The organism is Myroides pelagicus, from assembly GCF_009711055.1.
GTDB lineage: Bacteria > Bacteroidota > Bacteroidia > Flavobacteriales > Flavobacteriaceae > Flavobacterium > Flavobacterium pelagicum.
Window position 1 is genome coordinate 1 of record NZ_WMJY01000017.1, and the last position, 22,322, is coordinate 22,322.

General features: G+C 34.2%; 10 protein-coding genes. 3 read left to right on the plus strand and 7 right to left on the minus strand.

Going from position 1 to position 22,322, the window contains the following annotated elements; all coding sequences use genetic code 11:
• Positions 1-98 precede the first annotated feature (98 nt).
• Entirely contained in the window at positions 99-2,081 is a 1,983-nt protein-coding gene (locus tag GJV77_RS08570; RefSeq protein WP_155035960.1) for a S8 family serine peptidase, read from the minus strand.
• A 176-nt stretch (positions 2,082-2,257) separates the two neighbouring features.
• Between GJV77_RS08570 and GJV77_RS08575 the strand changes: the two genes are divergently transcribed.
• Positions 2,258-4,381, plus strand: a complete 2,124-nt coding sequence (locus GJV77_RS08575) for a M3 family metallopeptidase (RefSeq protein WP_155035961.1) — start codon at positions 2,258-2,260, stop codon at positions 4,379-4,381.
• 459 nt (positions 4,382-4,840) lie between these two features.
• Entirely contained in the window at positions 4,841-6,091 is a 1,251-nt protein-coding gene (locus tag GJV77_RS08580; protein ID WP_155035962.1) for an alpha/beta hydrolase family protein, read from the plus strand.
• Between the two features lie 436 nt (positions 6,092-6,527).
• On the opposite strand, the gene GJV77_RS08585 is transcribed toward GJV77_RS08580, so the two are convergent.
• Positions 6,528-8,612 (minus strand): S9 family peptidase, encoded by a 2,085-nt coding sequence (locus GJV77_RS08585; protein WP_377087553.1) that lies wholly within the window; start codon positions 8,610-8,612, stop codon positions 6,528-6,530.
• A 275-nt stretch (positions 8,613-8,887) separates the two neighbouring features.
• Here GJV77_RS08585 and GJV77_RS08590 point away from each other — a divergent pair, with 275 nt between their 5' ends.
• Entirely contained in the window at positions 8,888-9,151 is a 264-nt protein-coding gene (locus tag GJV77_RS08590; RefSeq protein ID WP_155035964.1) for a hypothetical protein, read from the plus strand.
• A gap of 294 nt (positions 9,152-9,445) precedes the next feature.
• Here the strand turns inward: GJV77_RS08590 and GJV77_RS08595 are convergent, their stop codons facing one another.
• From GJV77_RS08595 to GJV77_RS08615, 5 genes are all read right to left on the minus strand, one after another.
• Positions 9,446-12,391 (minus strand): alpha/beta hydrolase family protein, encoded by a 2,946-nt coding sequence (locus GJV77_RS08595; protein ID WP_155035965.1) that lies wholly within the window; start codon positions 12,389-12,391, stop codon positions 9,446-9,448.
• Positions 12,392-12,568: 177 nt separating this feature from the next.
• A complete protein-coding gene (locus GJV77_RS08600; RefSeq protein WP_155035966.1) occupies positions 12,569-12,901 on the minus strand; it encodes a hypothetical protein in 333 nt (110 codons plus the stop codon).
• Positions 12,902-13,067: 166 nt separating this feature from the next.
• Positions 13,068-14,459 carry a sigma-54-dependent transcriptional regulator gene (locus GJV77_RS08605; protein ID WP_155035967.1) on the minus strand — a complete coding sequence of 464 codons (1,392 nt, stop codon included), beginning with the start codon at positions 14,457-14,459 and terminating at the stop codon, positions 13,068-13,070.
• A 412-nt stretch (positions 14,460-14,871) separates the two neighbouring features.
• Positions 14,872-17,181 (minus strand): translocation and assembly module lipoprotein TamL, encoded by a 2,310-nt coding sequence (gene tamL, locus GJV77_RS08610; protein ID WP_155035968.1) that lies wholly within the window; start codon positions 17,179-17,181, stop codon positions 14,872-14,874.
• Positions 17,165-22,207 carry a translocation/assembly module TamB domain-containing protein gene (locus GJV77_RS08615; protein WP_155035969.1) on the minus strand — a complete coding sequence of 1,681 codons (5,043 nt, stop codon included), beginning with the start codon at positions 22,205-22,207 and terminating at the stop codon, positions 17,165-17,167. Before GJV77_RS08615 ends, tamL begins: the two co-directional genes overlap by 17 nt.
• Between the last annotated feature and the right edge of the window lie 115 nt (positions 22,208-22,322).

Here is a 22,322-nt window from a genome sequence, read left to right on the forward strand (position 1 = left end):
CTCTAGTTTACTTTGTTTTACATATCAATGTTTTTTTTTAGAAAACGTAAATAAGTTACTTTACTGTAAAAGAAGAAATCTTCCCTCCTATTAAAATATTATTTTTTTAAAACCTTCTTACTATACTCTTGACCATTAATTTCATAATAAACAAAATATACTCCTCTTTCAAAATTTGAAATATCAACAATAGCTCTATTTGTAGAAGCTACTTCAACAGACTTAACCAACCTACCATTAATGTCATACAACCGTATCATTCCACTGCCAAACACATATTCTTTTTCTAATTCAATATAAAAGAAGTCCTCTACAGGGTTAGGCCATATTTCGGTACTATGCTCAAAAGAAGCCATACCAATCTTTTCTTCTAGCCCACCATAAGAATTATCACTGACAACCAATGAAAAATCTTGAACTTTTCTTGTAAGATTATTCTTATGTGAAATCACTACTTCATACTCTCCTCTTTCTGGATTATCAATCTCTACTTTCTCTACATTATCTACATCATTATCTCCTTTCTCCGGATATAAATTCATAAAATCCTTATTGAGTCTCCAGGGCTTATATTCTACACCATCTTTAAATACACGAATATCCAAGTCATTCACTAAATCCTTCTTTTGCATATTCATTCCATTACCGACCCTATCACTACCTTCTGGATCAGTCCACACAAGCGTAAAAATTAACTTATCAGCTATAGTATTTAACTTTACAAGATGTTTGCTAATTTGTTGATTAAGCAACAGGGATTCTAAAACCAACGCTTTACTTTTTAGCGAATTTTCAAGTAACCGTATTCCACTATAAGCATTAATTCTTCCCCAGCCATATCGATAACTTGGTCCTTCATATTTTTCAACTTTATTTGCTGTATGAATCATAATCGCCTTCAGTGTTGCTGCTTTTAAAGGGAAATCATTATTTTCAATCGCCCATTGCTGCCATAGCGTAAGTACCCCTGTTACTACAGGAGCTGCCATAGAAGTACCGCTTAAACGTGTGTATACATTTCTATGAAAAGGTGCACCTTCAAACAATGGAGTTGAAAATCCTGTAGAAAGAATCGCTACTCCATCAGTAACTATGTCTGGCTTAATTCGAAAGTCATTTGTTGGACCAGTACTACTAAAAGAAGTCATCACATCATTGCCTACATACTCGGCAACCTCAATTGCCCCAACCACAATCGGGTTTTTAGCTGTAGTATATCCTACTAAAAGAACAGCTCCTTTCATAGCTGGATTAATAATATCTGCTGAGGCATAATCGTTTCCTGCAGCAATCACAGGAGTAAAATAAGGAAACAAGTTACATAATCGATCAAAGTCATGAGCATCTCTATTATATGTACCAAAATAATAATTTGGCAATATTGGGTTCCCTAAATTATCCAGAACAGCTATACCATATGAATGATTCGAAACCAAAATTCCTTCTTTAGCTATATTCGCTATTTTTTTCACATCATTTTGCCAATTATACGATAACACCTTTGCCTCAGGAGCCATGCCTTTTGCTTTCGGATTTATTCCTTTCGCTATAATAGTACCTGTAACATGTGTAGCATGAATCTTAGACTCTTCTCTTTTTTTCTTTAAGAAAACATCAGTAGGATACAAGTCAAACTGCACATCACCCGTCCTTACTCTTGACTCGTTATTTGAATCAACAAACTCTATATGTTTATCAAATGCAACATCTCCATCCACTACAGCCACAATCATTTTATTTCCTGTTAGATACTCTAATCCATTAAAGCTATTCAACTCATCCACACCACTAGTGTAACGAGCTCTCTCATTACTCAATGTATAATATATAGGTATCGTTTGATTATCTACACGCTTTAGTAATGCATGAGAATTTGATAATAATAAATCAGATGAAGCATTAGCATGTGTCCAATAGCGAACGGCAAGCGAATCCTCCAAATTACTTTTATCCATATAATGCATAAAATAACTTATATTCTCTTGACTATATTGCTCAACAATTTTATCCCTAATTACAAAGGTTTGTGCACAAATAGCACAATTAACAAAAACAAACAATACCCCAACACCTATACGCATACGCTAACTTCTTAGTTTACAAAACTATCTTTTTTATAATCACATCTAATTACCAATTATAAATATATCAATTATTTCGATAGTGTATTTCCTTTTCCTTTCCTTATCGTAATAAGAACAACAATTCTACATTATTTACCTATATTTGGAGCAAACTAACGTTAACTTTAAATATAATGTACGCAAAAAAAGCAATTTTGAGTGTTGTTATAGGAGCTTCTATATTTAGCACCTCTTGTAACAACGCAGCAAAACAAAAAGATGAAGCTATTGATTGGAACGAAAATAATGCCTTCTTTTCACCTAGCAAACTACCTTATCAAACAGCTGATTTTAACCAAATCAAAAATAAGGATTTCAAACCAGCCTTACTAGAAGGAATGCGTCGCCAAGTGGAAGCGATTGATTCAATCACTACTAGTACAGACAAACCAACATTCGACAATACACTTGTCGCTCTTGAAAAATCTGGAGAATTATTTGACCGTGTAACTTCAGTATTCTTCCTTTTAACTGGTGCACACACTAATGATGAACTTAAAGCCATCAACAATGAATTAGCTCCTAAATTCGCTGCACATAATGATGCTATTTACTTAAATGATGTATTATTCCAACGCATCAAATCGCTATATGATACTAAAGAAACCTTAAACTTAAAACCTGAACAAGCTAGATTACTAGATGTTTATTACCAATCTTTTATCAAAGCTGGAGCAAACCTTGATAAAGAAAACAAAACTAAGCTTAAAGAACTTAACCAAACAATTGCTACACTTAATAATCAATTTGGGGACAAACTATTAGCAGCAACAAAATCAGGCGGTGTTTCTTTTACTAAAGAAGAGCTAGCTGGATTAAATGAAGACGAATTAGCTGCTATCAAACAAGAAGATGATACCTACCTAGTTGAGTTAAACAATACAACTCAGCAACCAGATTTAAGCAAATTAACAAATAAAGAATCTCGAAAAAAGCTTTTCGACCAAGCATGGATCAGAGCTGAAAAAGGAGATGATAACGACACACGAGCTATAATAATCGAAATAGCTAAGAAAAGAGCTGAGAAAGCGAAACTTCTAGGCTTTAATAACTATGCTGAATGGAGCTTACAAGGTACAATGGCTTCTACACCAGATAATGCTTTAAAAATTCTTAAAGATTTAAGTCCTTTTGCTGTAGCTACTGCTAAAGAAGAAGCTAAAGAAATTCAAGACTTAATTAACAGAGAGTCTGACCCTTTTACACTATCTGCTGCAGATTGGAACTACTATGCAGAGAAGATCAGACAAGACAAATATGATTTAAATCAAAACGACTTAAAACCATACTTTGAAATGAATAGTGTATTAGAAAACGGCGTTTTCTACATGGCTAATCAATTGTATGGATTAACATTCAAAGCTCGTACTGACATTCCTGTGTGGCAAGAAGATGTAAAAGTTTATGAGGTATTCAATGAAGATGGTAGTAAAGTAGGTTTATTTTACACTGACTTCTACCAACGTGATTCAAAACGTGGAGGTGCTTGGATGAGTAACATTGTTGGACAATCAAAATTACTGAATCAATTACCTGTAATTTACAATGTTGGAAACTTCCCTAAACCAGCTGAAGGTCAACCAACTTTACTATCTTTAGATAATGTAATAACAATGTATCACGAATTTGGTCATGCATTGCATGGATTCTTTGCAAACCAAACTTATCCAACCTTATCAGGAACAAATGTATCTAGAGATTTCGTAGAATTCCCTTCTCAGTTTCACGAGCATTTTGCTTTCGAACCTTCTGTCTTGAAAAACTATGCGAAACATTACAAAACTGGAGAAGTTATCCCTGACGCATTAGTTCAAAAAATCAAAAGAGCTTCAAACTTTAATAAAGGGTATAGCTTAACAGAATTACTTGGAGCTTCATTAATCGATATGGAATGGCACGTAATCGGTGCGGACAAAGACATCAAAGATGCCGTTCAGTTTGAACAAGAATCACTTAAAAAATATGGTCTAGACTTAGCAACTGTTCCTCCAAGATATCGTTCTACTTATTTTAACCACGTATTCGCAGGTGGATATGCTGCTGGATACTATTCATATAAATGGTCAGAAATGCTAGACTATGATGCTTATGATTGGTTATTAGCTAATGGTGGTATGACAAGAGCAAATGGTCAAATCTTAAGAGACAAAGTATTCTCTAAAGGAAACTCTATGCCACTAGAGGTTATGTACAAAGACTTCCGTGGAAAAGACCCTTCTATTGATGCACTATTAAAGCATTTTGGATTTACAAAATAATATTAAAACCAGCATTAGTGCTGGTTTTTTATTTCTTCACAATTAAGAGCAACTCCATCTATCCACATTAACTTTCCCAAAAAAGTCAAAGCCTGCTCAGTCCTCAACGATCACCCTTCCTTATACGGTAACGCAAGTCAGAAGATATATAGACACCTTTTTGTTTGTCCAAAAATTAGCGCACACGATTGAACGAAGCACCTAGTTTTCCAATTCTTTTCACTTCACACTTAACTAAGAAAACTAAGTCAACAGAATTAATCACTGTTCAACCTCATCAACTACTACTTTTAATCCGCTAACATTAATCACTTACTCGATATAAAATATCTAAAACAAAACACAAATAGCGAATAAATCATTCAATTAGTGTTAAATGAAAGGATAAACCTAACACAAATAGTATATTACTCTCCATAATGTCTATATTTGATTTAATACTAACCAAACTTAATTAAAATGAAAAAACGACTTTTATTAGCAGGACTAATCTGCATATCAACCTTGAGCTTCGCAACTTTTACTTCTTGCAACAGCGACAATGGAAGTATCGATAAAACTCCTCCAAGCAACAAAACCTACGTCAAAGAAGAACCTTATACCTTAGGCCAATTAGAAGGTGCCTCAGAGATTAAGACCGCTACCTATAAGATGCCAAATGTACTAGAACTACAAGCAGAGGCGACTGCCTTAGTTTTCTACCCAAAAACTGCCAGACCAGCTGACGGATGGCGCACAGTAGTATGGGCTCATGGTACTGTAGGTGTCGGAGATGCTTGTGCTCCAAGTAAGAATGAGCTAGGAGCCAACTTCAGCATCTTAGCTGAAAGCCTTTTAAACGAAGGATATGTAATCATAGCTCCAGACTACGAAGGACTAGGAACCCCAGGTATTCACCCGTATCTACACTTAGAAAGTGAAGCTAATTCAGCTATTTATGCTGTAAAAGCAGTACACGAAAAATACGAAACAGAATTTAACCCAGACTGGATGTCCGTAGGACAATCCCAAGGAGGACAAGCATCCTTAGGTATTGCAGAATATGCAAACAACAACCCTAACTTCAAAGGAGCTGTAGCCGGAGCTCCTGCGTCAAGCTTAGGAAAAATCATCCTAGAAGTTGCTCCTTTAGCTTTGGCACAAATAGAAGCACAGGAAGATGCAGCTAATATACCGCATGAAAACAGAACTTCTATCAACTCTTATGCAACATTATTATCTTATGCAGGACTTGCAGGAGCAGGAATAAAAGCTTATCAAACAGATTTTGATTACATTAAATTATTTATGAGTCGTTCACAAGCTTTCGCTCCCTTAGCAGAAGGAAATAATGGTGAATGTTTAGATGAAATTCGTCAAGCTTTTAAAGGTGATATTATTGCCTTTATGAAAGAAGATAAAACTCATAAAATAATGGATTATCCTGGACTAGATGAAAACACTTTTAAGAAAGATCCTATTGTACAAGACTTTCTTAAAAGAAGTCAACCAGGCACAAAAAAAATAGATAAACCTGTACTAGTTATTCAAGGGACGAAGGACACAAATGTACCCTATCCTGTAACGGAAGAAATGGTAAAAAACTTACAAAATCTAGGTTCAGAAAACATTACTTTCCTACCTGTAGTAGGAGCTTCACACACAGAGGCAATCGTACAAGCAAACCCACAACTCGTGAAATTTATCAAACAATACTTACCAGCAAAATAAACAAAAAAAGCTAACCTTTCGGTTAGCTTTTTTTAATAGTTTCCACTAGCAAGGAAACTTAAAAATTCAATCTAAGTAATTTGAAAAGAATAAATACAAATCAACCAAAAAACTTCTTTTTTATAGATTTTTTGCTTATCCCCACAAATATATAACATTAAAATATATTTTTTTAACAAATAAATCGAATAACTCTCTACTTTTTAATGTCAAAAATTTACTCACTTTACCAATTCTTCAAAAATCAAAAATATTCCTTATTAATCTAATGATTTTAATTCTATAAATTTCTATAGTCTGTATTTTTAAAAACTATTTACAAAATCTGTATTTACTCAAAAAAACAACTCTATAATAGTATTTTTTAATCAATCTAAACAATAACTTCTATAAACTAAGCAAAAAAACAGACTATTAGAATCTATTGGATTCCTAATTATTTCAAATACTGAGATAAAAAACCTAACATACATTCATAAAAGCTAATGCTATTTTCTTCTTTTGCAAAACCATGACCTTCGTCATACTTCACCATATACGGAACCGCAAAGCCTTTTTCTCTAAGGGCTGATACTATTTGATCTGATTCACCAATTTTAACTCTAGGATCATTAGCTCCTTGTACTACAAACAGAGGTTTTGTAATTTTGTCTAATTGATATACTGGAGAAACTTCAGTTGCAATTATGCGCTCTTCTTCTTTATCTAAATCATACCAAATCTCTTTAACCATGTCTTTATAAGGTTTCCAATACTCTGGAAAAGATTCAAAAAAAGTAAATATATTAGACACTCCCACATAATCTACTCCACAACAATATAGATTTGGTGTTTTGACCAATCCCATTAGTGTCGCGTAACCACCATGACTTGCTCCATAGATTGCAATTTTTGACTCATCTACCCAGCCTTGCTCAATCACATACTTTACCCCATCTTCAACATCATCCATTACCTTACGTCCAATCTGCTTAAATCCAGCCTTAAAAAATGATTTACCATATCCTCCCGATATTCTGAAATTCACTTGTAACGTAGCATATCCTCTACTAGCAAACAATTGTGCTTCTGGATTAAATCCCCAACTATCTCTAATCCCCTGTGGACCTCCATGTGGATTAACAACCAATGGAGCTTTCTGCCCAACTTTCGATTGAGCTGGTAATGTAATATAACCATGAATTGTCAATCCATCACGACTAGTAAACGAAATCGGACGCATCACTCCCATGTCTTCTTCTTTAAGCTGGGGCATTAAATCATAAAGCAATGTTACCGCGCCTGTTGCTTTGTCATAGGTATAATACTTTCCGTACAATTTATCACTCTGAACAATGATTAGATAACGATCCTCCTTCTCCGTTTTAGCAGCAATACTAAACTCATAACCTTCAAAATGATTTAATAAGTCATTATTAATTTTCTTGAATGTTTCACTGATAGGCTCTATCACAACCTTTTCTCCTTCATACCCTAAATAGTCAATCTCCCAGTTTCGGTTACGCGAAAGCCCTATAATTGAAGCATCATAGTCCTCATTACTATATATTTCTTTAACAATAGTTTTTGTTTTGAAATTATACAAAATAATACGTTGCTTATCACTATCTAAATTTGTCAATACATAAGCTTCATCGCGGTCTGAAGATGCGTAATTAAAAGCCATCAGTGAAAAGGTATCTGACCAATCTATCGTTTGAAACAATTGGAAATCGCTGTCCCCTTCTGCTTTGTAGAAGTATTGAGATTGAACACCATTATACATTTTCGTATACCCTCTTAAAGTCCCATCTTTATCAAAGTCATAACCAGCAACAGGATTTGTTGGATCATTATTAGTAAACAGTTTTTCGTACTCACCTGTATGAATATTAATTTTATACGGCTCAAATATTTGAGCATTATCTAAATTCATACTAATAATCATATAATCCTTTTGCTCCCTCAAAACATTGAGTATTCCCGCTTGTACTTTGTCAAATGGCGTCAAGTCTATATTATTCGTCCCATCAACATTGACCGCGTATAAATGATAATTTTCATCTCCTCCCTGATCCATTACATAAACTAAACGATCGTCATTAATCCATCCATAGCCACGAATAAGTTCTGTCGATTCTTCTATAATTTGCGTTACTTTAGCTGTTTCAATCTCCTTTACATAGACATGTCGCTTATTATTCTCATCCTTTTCTCGATAAGACAAATACTTGCCATTTGGAGACAATTGAAACCCAGAAGAGCTCGGTCTTTGGAAATAATCTTTTACTTTATATGGATATGTACCAGATTCCTTTTGAGCTAAATTCACTAATTCTTCTTCCGAAGAAACTAACGTAGGATTACCTGGCAATTTTATTTCTATTTGTTCGAATACTGCTTCTATTTTATATCCCTGTATAGATAACTGGCCAACTAGCGTATTTGATGCAACTACACCAACAAAACTAGCACCCATTTCACGTAACTCAAAGCGAAGCTCACCCTCTTCACAACTACAATTTACTGCATTTAACCCCATAGCACCCTGTGCTGGAATATCAATTACCACTGTCACCTCACTTTCTAACTGATGCAACGTCAGCACTAACTCTAATTGTATTCCTTCTACTACTATATTCCCTCTATATCGTTGAATTTTATCAATCATATTATCTATTTTTACTGTCAATAACAAAGTTAATTGTTTTTTTGTAGAGTCAATGAACCATCAACTGGTATAAGAAAGTAATATAGAGAATTAAACAAAGCTGAGATGCTTATTATTTTTAGACTAACTAACAAATTGAGCACAATATGCAATGTACACTAAAAGATATATCGACAGAAGATTGGAACACAATTCTAACTTTTTTGCGTAAAAACAAATGGACAGTAATCAAACAATACCCACTACTTGCCTTTGACAAAGGAATAGATCAAGACTACTATCACCTAAAAAAGGAAAACACAATAATTAAAATGGATTGGTGCAATTGGTTCGAAGGAGAAATAACCGCAGATTCATTAATCATCGAATGGTTACTCAGTGAACTTAAATTCACTTATCTGTCTTCATAAATACTACTGTATTACACGACAATGAAGTAAAAGACTAGCATGTCTATCCTTTTTAGAACTTCTCCCCTTTCAACAACCTAAGGTATGAACAATCTATACGTAACTTTTTCTGACATGCTTCCACAATACGTGCAGTTTTCTTGCCCTTTTCTTGCCAAGAAGTCAACTCTGGGGTAGTATACTGCACCTATACTGCACGAATACCTCAATCTTGGCAACAAATACAGTGAAAAAAAGCCAAAAAAAACACTGCACAATTGTATTGTGCAGTGTTTTTTCAAATATAAAATAGAACTACTTTACTTCCTCATCTGTCAATTCAAACCCCCAATCTTTTCCTTTCATAGTAGCAGGAACTCCCTTAACCATCCATACAGGAGCTTGTTTACCCTTTAAGTAATAATCAAAGAACTGTTGCTGACGTATTTGAATATCTTTTCTATTTTGGCGTTTCATCAAATTGTGTTCATCGTCATTATAGTTAAGCAACCAAGCAGGTTTACCTAAACGACGTAAAGCCATAAACATTTCAATTCCTTGATACCATGGCACAGCTCCATCCATATCATTATGCATAATAGCTACAGGTGTGCTTACCTTCGTCATATGGAACAAAGGAGAATTCTCAATATATAAATCATATCCTTCCCACAATGTTTTGCCAATTCTACTTTGCGTACGTTCATATTGGAATTGGCGGCTCATTCCACTCTTCCATCGAATACCTCCGTAAGCAGAAGTCATATTTACTACTGGAGCACCAGACCAAGCTGCAGCATACATATCATTCACTGTAATAAGGTGGGCTACTTGATAACCACCCCAACTCTGTCCTTGGATACCAATCTTCTGTCCATCTACCCAACTGTTTTTCTTCAAGTATTCTACTCCAGAATTGATAAATTCTTCCGCAGACTTCCCAGGGTGCCCATCTTCGTAACTAATATCTGGTGTGAATACTAAGTATTCATTACTAACATAAAATGGGATATTCAAACGAGATGGCGTTGGTGCAGGAGCTTCATAACGATGTAAATTATCAGATAACTTCTCGTAAAAATACACAATCATTGGATACTTCTTCGCTGGATCAAAGTTCTCAGGTTTAAATAAAACACCTGTTGCTGGATGACCTTTTGGCGTTGTCCAATGCACTAGTTCATTAGTCCCCCAGTTATAATCTACTTGTTGTGTATTTGTATTACTTATCTTAAGCTCTTTATTGAAATCATTAGTCACATATAAGTCAGAAGATTCTGAAAAAGATCCTTTCAAATAAGCATAAACCTCACTTTCTTTTGCTTTAAACAAAGATTTAAATCCATCATAAGCCTGCATAAACACGACTTGTGGTTCTTTTGAAGATTTAACCGAAATACGGTAATATCCTGCATCTTTAGTTTTTTCGTTAAAAGCAGCTAAGACTAACACATCTGAACGATCATAAGCTTTCTTTTCTTTGTCTAGATTTAATAGTTCAAAGCGTACGTGATTTTCACGTCCATAACCTTTCGTAATCATACGAGGGGCTTTATTACTAGATAAGAAGAACTCCCAAATATCATAACGATCACGTATAAGAACAGACTCATCATTTGCCGTCCATCCTTCTATTCCGTAAGCATATGCATCATCAGGCATATCGAATAACTCATCTGCAAAAGAAACTGACAAACCTTTGTTTAACAACTTCTTTGTTTTTGACTTTACGTCATAAGCATACCAGTTTTTTTCTTCACTATTATAATAGACTACAGCTTTTCCTTTTGGAGAAATACGAGCAGTACCCTTTAGCCCACTAATCACTTCCGTACGCTTTCCAGTCTGTATATCGACAATATAGTAACTTGTATGCCCTGAAATATCCCATTGCTTCTCTACTCTATACCCAAAATCAGATGATCCAAAAACAATAGAGGCATCTCCCTGATCAACCAAAGACACACGATCCATCTGATCATCAGCTAAAGGTACAACTGTACTTCCTTTCGTAAAATCAACAACAGCTAAATAAGATTTCTTCAAATCTTTATCTAAATTAGCTAATTGCTGTGGTTGTAAATAATCCTCTTTGTAGTGCCAAATATCAAGTATAGCATGGTCTTCTACAACTAAAGTCGTATCCCTAGCAATTGGTCTAGGTGCTATTCCGATAAACATACGCTTACCATTTTTACTAAATGCTGGCTCATAATTCTCTGAAACCACCCAGTCTGAAGGTATTCCCTTTGACTGATCAGAAATCATAGGTTTTGCAGGTTTTGGTAACTGAGTATGGTATACAGTATACGTTTTCACTAAAGTCTTCTCCTCATCTTCATTAGCAATAAAGGCTAATTGATTACCCGTTTCATCAAAACTAAATTTAGTATACTTCCCTTTGCCTTCTAATAAAGTGTACTTCTTTTTACTTTTTAAATCAATAGCAAACACACCAAAAGGACCAGTAGCTTCTACTATATCTTGATCAGCCCTTGATTCTGCTTTTGTATTATCTTTTGCATCACTATCTGCTATCTCTTCCTCTTTCTTATCGTCATCATCCTTTTTCTTTGCACTTGGATCTTTAGTTATTACAACTAAATACTGTCCATTCTTATCAAAAAAGTAATCCACTACATCATCATAAGTAACCGTAGAATCAGCTAATAAATCTTTTAAGACCAATTTTAAAGGCGTATCTTTATCTGCTTTCTTTTTTGAAGCTTTCTTATCCTTAGCCTTAGCGGTATCCTTTTCTTTTTCCAATAAGTACGCTAAGAAATCTCCTTTATCTTCAGGTGTTTTAAAAGATTTCACATTTGCTATTTTATGAACATCACCCGTTTTCAGATTAAAAATACCTAAAGAATCTTTTGCGATTTCATCTTCTTTTTTCTTTTTAATCTTTACTGCTTTCAAATCAGCATAGGTAGGACGTATAGAAACGACAGCAAAATTAGAACTCCCTGTAAATACAGGTTTTTCACCTCTATCTACTTTTAATTCTTGTTTACCATCAATTGTTTTAAAATAGACTGTTTTATCACCTTCTTGAGGTTTAACTTGATACATGATCCACTGTCCATCATTTGTAATGGCTTTCTCACCGATAGACTCCCAACTATCATAAACAGAATGATCTAATGGTTTTTTTTGAGCATGTAATGATAAAGTACTCATTGCTAGTAAAGCAAACCCTAGATTTTTAAAGAAGCTAGTATTTTCCCTACTTGAGTAGGTTGGTTTTGTTTGTTTCATTATGTTAAGGTTGTTATTAAGCTTGGAAAGATACCGTATTTCCTTATATATGTCAAGTTATACACTAATTCCAACAGATAAATACATGAAATTTTAAATACGCAAAAGGCCCAATGAAATAACTATCATTGGGCCTTTTAATTATGTCTTTATTATTTCTTTATTCAATCAAATAACTTAGCTTCTTAAAGAAGCAATAAACTTTTCTACATCGGCATCAAAGGTTGTTTCTTGAATTAACTCTAAAGCAAGCTTAGTCATTTTATTAAAGTGAACTTTTGAAAAGCTTCTTCCACCAAAGCTATCTCTACAAAAATCTCCAATTATACCAAATACGCCATTCACCTCTTCCATCGTCACTTCCTTCTGATTAGCATAGCGTCCTCTTAATACAGCAGCGCCAACATAAGCGCCAATTTTGACTACTAATTCAGTATCTAATATCTCTTTCTTATCTGCTAAGTAAAACAATTCGTCTAAATTATGATGTATTAGCGTTTGTATATCCATAATTACCTAATCTAATTTATGCAAAGGTAAAAAGAAAATGAGATACTTTACCTATCCTAATATCGAAACACTTGAACAGAAGAACTAATCTTATGATTACCTTTTCATTATAACTAAAAAAGGCATTAATCCTTACAGAAGTAATGCCTTTTCAATAATTTATTATTTACAACTCGATATTGTATAATTTCATTTTATTATAAAGTGTCTTTCGGTCTATACCTAAAACTTGAGCTGCTTTTGTTTTATTAAACTTAACCTTCTCCAAAGCCGTACGAATCGCTTGTTCTTCATTTTTAGAAGAAAACAACTTTAGATCCTCTTCATCAACCACCGTTCTATCTTTAAGCGTAGTTTGCATTCTTGGTGATAGAATCTCTTGTGGTAATACCTGAACCTCAACCACATCACCTCTTGTCAAAAGAACAGAACGCTTAATAATGTTTTTCATCTCACGAAGGTTACCAGGCCAATCATAAGTTAGAAACACACGTTCCACTTCAGATGAAAACTTACCTACTTGTTTCTCTAATTCTGTATTAGACGTTTTCAAAAAATAATTGGCAAACATCAATATATCTTCTCCTCGATCTGCCAATTTCGGAGCAACAATTCCAAACTCATTAAGACGATGATAAAGATCTTCTCTGAACTCCCCTTCCTGAACAGCCTTCGGTAAATCTTCATTAGTAGCCGCTATTACACGAATATCTACATCAATCTCAATACTGCTTCCTACAGGTTTCACTTTTCTTTCTTGAAGTGCACGTAAAAGTTGCACTTGAACTTCATAAGATAAATTACCTACCTCATCCAAGAAGATAGTACCTCCATTCGCTGCTTCGAAGTGACCTACTTTATCTGTTACTGCCCCTGTAAAAGAACCTTTAATATGCCCAAAGAATTCACTAGAAGCTAAATCTTTAGGAATAGCACCACAATCAACTGCAATATAAGGTTTGTCCTTGCGCTTACTATTCAAATGAATTGAATGTGCAATATGTTCTTTACCTGTTCCACTATCACCGATAATTAGTACGGACATATTAGTAGGAGCGACTAATTCAATATATTCGTTTAATTGCTTAGAAACATTACTACTGCCTTTCACATAATCATCACCATCAGAAGGTGAGGAAGATTTTGTTTGTGTATTAGAAGAAGAATAATTGCTCGATTGTACTGTCTTAGCTTCCCGTTTCTCTAACGCTTGATTGATCGTCATGATGATCTCATCAGGGTTGATTGGTTTGGCAACATAATCAAATGCTCCTAATTTCATAGCATTTACAGCAGTTTTGATTTCTGTATAACCAGTCATTAAAATTACTTGCGTAGTCGGACAAGCTTTTTTGATATACTTCAATAATTCGATACCATCACTATCTGGTAATCTCACATCTGTCAATACAATATCAAAACACTCTTTATCTATCAACTGCTGCGCTTCCTGACTATTAAAAGCATTAGCTACACTATATCCTCTTTTTCCCAAAAAAGTCTTTAGCATTTCGCAGAAAGGAACATCATCATCTATTACAAGAATCTTCTGACTCATATTAATTTGTTTTACGTGGTAATCGCAAAAATAGCATTTTTATTGCATACAAACTATAACCAAATCAAATAACCTCTATAAACGATAAAAGGGAGCTATTGCTCCCTACTTACCTGAAGATTTCTCTTCTTCACCTTACTAACGATCTATTTGCTACTATTAAAAGCAGCATAACTCTTTTTAAACAAACACTTAAATTTTCTTTTTCTTAGCAAGACTTTCGTCTAATTTATTATAACACCTTATACTAATTATACTGTAAAAATCATGCCATGATAAACAAACTATCTAACAAAAATATAAAACACCTATTTACAAACACTTACACATATACTATTTTAGTATAATAAAATACTTTAAGAGAAATCCACAATTATTCCACAGTTTTAAATGTAGAATAATTCCACAATATTTAGAATGGATACCCAATTGCAAAGTTCAACATCAAGTTATCTTTACGCCATTGACGATCACCTAAGCGAATATCATCAATCACCCAACGACTACCTTCCTCGTAATACGGAACACGAAGTGGAAATGCTAAATCAAAACGCACCACTAAAAAGGTTATGTCAAAGCGAAGTCCTAAACCTGCTCCCATAGCAAATTCCTTATAAAAGTCTCCACTAAACTTTCCTCCTGGTCTATCTGACACTTCGCTTAAGTTCCATACATTTCCTGCATCCACGAATAAAGCACCGTGTATAATACTAATTAATTTCTTTCTATATTCTAAATTCATTTCAATCAAAACATCACCTGATTGATCTGGTATAAAGTTCGAATCTATAGATCTTGGGTCAAAAGAACCAGGACCTAATGTTCTTGCTCTAAATGCTCTAACGCTATTTGATCCCCCTACATAAAACTGCTTCGTGTAAGGCATCGCTGTTGAATTACCATAAGCATAACCTACTCCAGCATGAATACGACTAACAAACTGACTGGTACGGCCTAACTTTAAGTAATGACGAAAATCATGCTCCGTTTTTATGTACTGACTAAAAGGAACTCCTAAAATGGTTTTCTCTTTCTCCTTATTTACATCAGCCCCCATCACTAATCCTGTAATATTTCCTGAGAAATCCAACGAACCTCTATAGTAAAATGTATGAGTCTTATGTTGCTTCATTGTATTAGTGAACGTAAATGTATAAGTTGGTCCAAAAATCAACTGTTTGTCCAATACACGTTCTAATGAAGGATTCCCCTTTGCATACTCCTGATACAAAGCAGTAACATTATTAGGGCTTACATAATTTGTTTCCAACACATTAAACTGGTGATCAATTGTAGTACTTTGTTTCCACAAATATCCCCAAGACGCCTTAAATGAATTTAAAGAATACAACTTACTACGCTGAAGAAACTCATATCCCACTGTTGTTTTTGTTTTTGGAATATGCCCCGTCAAAGGATTAAAATCAATTGGTGCTATCAATCTAGGCCAAGTAAGACTTGCTTCTAATCCGGCTTTATATACATTATATCCATTATTTCTAGCTGAACTTTGAAAGTCCGCACCCCCATAAGCTGATACAGAAAACAATTCAGCACCTTTAAAGAAATTCTTATTACTCCAATTTACATTTAACTCTGCGCCATTATAGCTTGCTGAATTTGTTTTACCCAATAGCTCCACCCGAATCGCTTTTGGATTATCTGGCGTCAGAAAGTAATAAGCATCTAGTTTATTATTGATTGAATCAGAAATTTCAAATGAATTCTTCACAAACTTAAACACACCTAAATTAACTAAACGATTCAGTGATAAGTTATGATCATTTCGATTATATGTCTCCCCTTTCTCTAAATAAATTGTACGATCATAAATTGATGATTTAAACTTGCCCTTAGGATCTACAATAGTCATTCCGTTGTACTGGTCAGCAGAATCAATTCCTTTCATATAGTCACCATCCGAAATGTTATAATCTGCAAACACATATACTTTGTCAATCGTATAAGCTTTCAAAGCAGGCTTAGGTGCGTCATCTTTAACTTTAACGAATAGATCAACCTTGTGATTACCTACTGTACTATCCACTTGCACTAAAAGGTTATTAGGACTGAAATAGTAATAACCTTTATTCTTTACATAATTATCAAAGCGTACTCGTTCTTCTTTGATATCATCTAAGTTATAAGCTTTCCCTTTCTTTAATCTTGTCCAGTTTTTAGCATCATAAATTAATTGTTGCAAAGGTGTTGAATCGTTCAAAAAAGTTACCTCATTAATCTTGTACTGCTCTCCTGGTGTAACGTGATAACGCACCCCTTTCTTCTTATCTGCTGTTTTTAAAGTATCACTTTCGATTGTTACATTAAAAAAGCCGTGGTTTTCCAAACGATTAGTTAGTATTGCACTATTGTACTCTAAGTCAACTTGACTAAACAACACAGGAGCCTCACCAAGCTTATTGCGCATCCACCTTCTCAATTTACTTGTCTTCTCAGGATTACCAGCCATGTTATACAAAGCTAAATTCGGATACACACCCAATACACGTGTATTGGGTACGGGACGCAATAAATCATTAAGAGCTAGCTTCATTTCCTCTTTGTGCTTTTTAGACAGTGAATCACTATCTATAACAATGTCTGGTCCTACATAAAGTTCTTCCCCTTCTTTTAAATAACGAGTACTACTACAAGAATTCAGTGTGAACCCTATTATTCCTAATGCAATTGCACTTAAAATATCTTTACTTCTCACTTTCATCTTTTAACTGTCTTTTTAATTCTTTTTTATCTCTAGAACGTTCAAATAGTTCTCTAAACTTATCATAACTCATCGTAATAATAAAACCTACTCCTGTCTCCACCACTTGCCCTTGCAAAGCAACTTCATATTGGTTTTTTCTATAAACACGCATTAAGTAACGTCCGTCTTTTGACAAAGTATATTCTAATTCAATATCCCCAGCGATATTAGTAGCCTGCTCGTTTTGACGCTGACTTCCTTCGACCTCAAAACTACTACCCACCGTTACTTTCAAACGATCAGAAAACAAACGCTTAGAAACAGCTATATTTAAATCTGTACGATTCTCTCTTGAACCACTCGAAAAATCCTCACTTGACTCCAAGTTAAAGTTTAATTCAACTCCTTTAATCAACGAACTAGCTAAATTGTTTAATTGATCTGACAATAGTCGATTTACACTTTGTCTTGCTATTGCCCCTGCTGTCATACCACCAGCACTACTCTCAAATGGATTCTCTCCTATAAATCGATTCAATAGTAATAAAGCAAATACCTGTTTGTTCAACTCAGACTCATTTGCTCTCAATTGTGTCAATTTATTCTTAGTGTCATTAATCACATCACCTGTAGCAGATGTTACTCCTTCTTTTAACTTTATGTCAAAGGACAACTCTGGCTCTAACAACTCCCCTTTCATCTTTAATAAAGCTTGAAATGGTATTTTCTGTTTATATTGATTCTGTTGTGTAGGAGAAAGTGTAGCTAACTGATTTTGCAATAAATCTATAGGAGCTGTACTCACTTCATAGATTGCTGTTAAATCTAATATTGCATCTGTTGGTTCTCCTGCAAATACAATAGAACTTCCCTTTTGCACTTCAAACTTTCGCTTCATCATATTGAAAGACAAGTCATACGAACCTTCTCTAAACTCATATCTTCCCGTCAAGTTGACTTTACCAGAAGGATCTATCCCTCCCATGATTTCTCCTTCTCCTTTTAAAATCAATTTATCTCCACTCTGCTTATCCATCAACATTGTAAATGTTGCATCTTTATCTACTTTAATAGCAAGAGATACATCTAATCCTTTTATCTGTGAGTTATTTAGCTCCTCTTGTAGTTTCTTTAATTCTGCTGCTTGTAAACTCTCTTGATCGATAAACTCAACTATTCCCTCTCTATCTGCAATAGAAGGATCTTCTTGAGGCATTACAACAGTTAGATTAGTCTTTTTACCTACCTCAATACTTCCATTAACAATTGGCTTATCCATATTACCCTTAATTTGAATATTGGAATCAAAAACTAAAGTTCCATAAACTAAGTCATTATCTTTCGCTGTAGAATTTATCGCTTGAAAATCCACTGCATTAATTCCTAGATCAAAAGCAAAATCTTGATAATTCTTCGTCAAAACAGCACCGTTTACTACAAGTAAGTTTCCATTACTATCGGTAATACTAAACTTATCAAACTCAACACCTTTATCTGTAAAGGCAATAGTTTCATTTATTTTTCGAAAATCAGCATTGATGGGTTCTACATGAAATCCAACATTATTCATTTTAAAGTCTCCTAAAACACTCGGCTTGTCAAACTTTCCTCCAATCGCGATATCTCCAGAAAAATACCCCTCAGAACCTGAAATACTATTCATTGTAAAACGCTCTAATGCACTCATTTGCAATTGATCAATAACTACATTCATTTCTATTGAACCCTCTTCGACATCCGCACTTCCATTCAGTGATACGCGATTTGGCCCTCCTTCTAATACAACGTTAGCTAAATATTTGCTCAATGATTCATTACTCACTCCTATATGCAAATTACCTATTAAAACCTCCATAGCATGTAAGTGACTTATATCAATATCTGAAACAAAGCGAAAATCTGAAGATAATTCCTCAAAATCAAGTGAACCGTTAATCAATCCACTTGCCAATAGTTTATCATTCTTCGCCATCTTCGTCAAAGATTCAATACTAAAATTATTAAAACCTATATGTAATGGACTGTTACCTATTTCTTCTTTAGATTCCACAACAATTCCTCCTGCATCATTGGATAATGCCAAATCCTTGACATAAATACCCTCTGCACCTACCACGATTCGGTTATCCGACGATACCTCCCACTGGTCATAGTCTAACATAAAGCCATCTTTGCGCAAACGTGAAACTAGCACATTGTCTATCGTCTCAAGCTCACCAGCAATGATATAACAATTCACATCTTGCTTATCTTTCAAGTTGAAGTCGTATGTAAGTTTATTGTCCTTTGCACGTCCATGAAGACTTAGTCTTCTCAAACGAACACTTTCATTAGCGATACTACCTATTCCGAAACTATATGTAAGTGCATCATTATTAGGAACAACATTCATCTGAACTCCCTCTATCTTACTTCCTCCATAAACTAAATTACTAATTTCCCCATTTAAACTAAGATAGTCTGTCACTTGATCATATTTACCAGATATATGGATAGGCTCTAATACTTTCAAGTTTGGTAACATTGAAGTATACACTTTATCATACTTCACTTTTAAGTCATAAACAAAAGACTGATTCTCTTTATTTAGCGTTTTTTGTGTATCCTCTTCAGACTTAATTGATTTAAAATAATACGCTAATGTACCCTTTAAAGCATTGCCTAACTGTGGTAGTCGATAATCTCCTGTCATATCGAAATCAATAATTTGTGAGGACAAATTCATTTTTCGATAGTTGGGCTTAGCTACGGCAATAAAATCAATTGGTTTTAGACTAAACTTGCGACTTGCACTTGCAAAAGCAAAATCGCGAATTTGAAACTTACCAGACAAACTATCTGGTAAAATATTATCCATTTGTACATCTACAACAGTCGTCAATCTACTAAATTCATCACTCAATTTTAATTGATACAAATCGACATTTTGTACATTGGCTAACAGCTGTAAACTGATATATTCATCTGTCCAAAGCCCTTGCGCTCCTATGTCAAATGCTAAATTAGAATCTGTGTTTACTGAAGAAATCTTGTATGCTCCCTTATCAATACTGGCATCTAAACGCAAATGATTATAATCATACCCGTTAAATTGAGCTTTGATTAGCTCAATAGCAGCATCAGCCTTTATTGTTTTTGAATCTAAACTAGTTCCATTCACATGTACAACTAACGATACATTGCCGATTGAATCGTTTTGAATCAGCTTCCCTACTTGAAGTTCTTTAAGTTTCAAATCTAAGAAATAAGCCTCTTTCCCCTTCAAGCGTTGATCAAACTTAGCAGATAAATCAACATCTCCTAAACTAGTTTTCAAAGCCATCTGTGAAGTAACATCTTTCATAGTTCCACGTACAAAACCTTTTAAAGACATCTTTGACGGAATACTAATCTCTTCGGGCATAGATCCCTTAGGTGCGAGAACTTGTACGTCTGTAGCCGTTGTTAATATATCTTTTAACTGTAAATCTAAATAAGCTTTATTGGCATCAGGCAAACCTTTCACTTTACCATCAAGGGTCAAATAAGTAGACTTCAATGTCTTTACTACCAAATGTTCTAGAGTCAAATCATTGACCTTTCCATTTGCTTTAGCATCTAATCGAATATTTTCATTCTTCAACTCTGCGTAACCAAGCTCGGATAATAGTCCAGGCATTAGGATATCCACATCCTTTAGCCCTAAAAAAGTATTAGACACTACTGCATCTATTGATGTATCTCCAACTTTATTTATTAACTGATCAACATCTGTATAGTTTAAAACAATAGACGTATTTACTTGGGTATTTGGCGTCTGTAATACAAAGTCTTTTAGAAAAGCAGTTTGATTACTATATAAAAAATAGGTTTGAAACTTTGTTAAAGCAAAACCACTTTTCTCTTGAAAAGTAAAGCGATCTAACTTTCCACTAAGCGTATTCGGCACAAACAATAAGTCCTTCATTCGAAAACGCAAATCACTAATCTCTAAATGATTAGGATCCAATCCACTTAATACTTTTTCCTGGTTGTCATCATCATATGCTACGTCAATTTCATTGAGAATAATATCTCCAATAGCAACCTTCCATTCAAGTGCTTTAACTTGACTTTGTTCATTTGCCTCACTTGGACTAGCTTCTTCTAGATGAACAGTTGTCTTTTCTACATGACGCTTACCTAACTGAACCGAAGCTTTGAAGTCTTCTAACTTAACTTCATTTAGTGCAATGTCTTGATTCTGTAAATCCAACGATTTAAAAGAAGTTTGGAACTCTCCTAACAACATCTTAGCAGTGACTTTACTCTCCTGATCTCTATAATTAATATCAAAATTAACAAAGGAAAGTTGTCCTAATTCAAGTTGAGGCAAAACAGTCTTAGCCGTATCTACAGAAGTTTCTAAAGCCTTAGCAACTTGATTAAGACTAGGCTGTTTTAAATAATCAACATACACTCCATCTATTCCTATCTTCGAAATATCATAGCGCATAGCGGTTAAATCAATATCTTTAAAACGAGTTACAAAAGAATTCAGCTTAAAGTCTAAATGATGTCCCTCAAAGTCATCGTCAAAACGTACCGCAATATTCTGTAAACTAATATCACCTAAGGCAATTTCCATAGAAGAATCACTCTCTTCTTGTTCAGTTTCACTAGCGAACGCCTCAATGATATAATCAAAATTAAACGTTTGCAAACTATCGCGTTTAACAACAGTCTTCAATCCATCTAATTCTAGTGAAGAAACCTCAACCTTATTCTTTAATAACTTTAAAAGACTAATATCGACACCTAGATACTTTGAATAAAGTAAGGTATCTCTTTGCTGAGATTCTACATAAATACCTTTCACTACAACCTTTTTAGGAAAGGCTATTTCTATACGATCAAGAGATACAGGTGTACCGATCTTTCCATGAACGAAAGATACTGCATAGTCCTTTAACTTATTTTGAACATAAGGAATCTGAATGGCTACAGCTATAAGTATAAATAATACTAATATGACACCTATAGCCCAAGCAACAACCTTACTCAGTCTAATAGCTATTTTTTTCAACGCGACAATTTTTTATCAAAAATAGCAAAAACTAAACCATTAATATTCATAGTCTAAAGAGAAATTTAGAGATTAAATCTAAATACTCAAAACGCAAGTTAAACCAATATTTTTT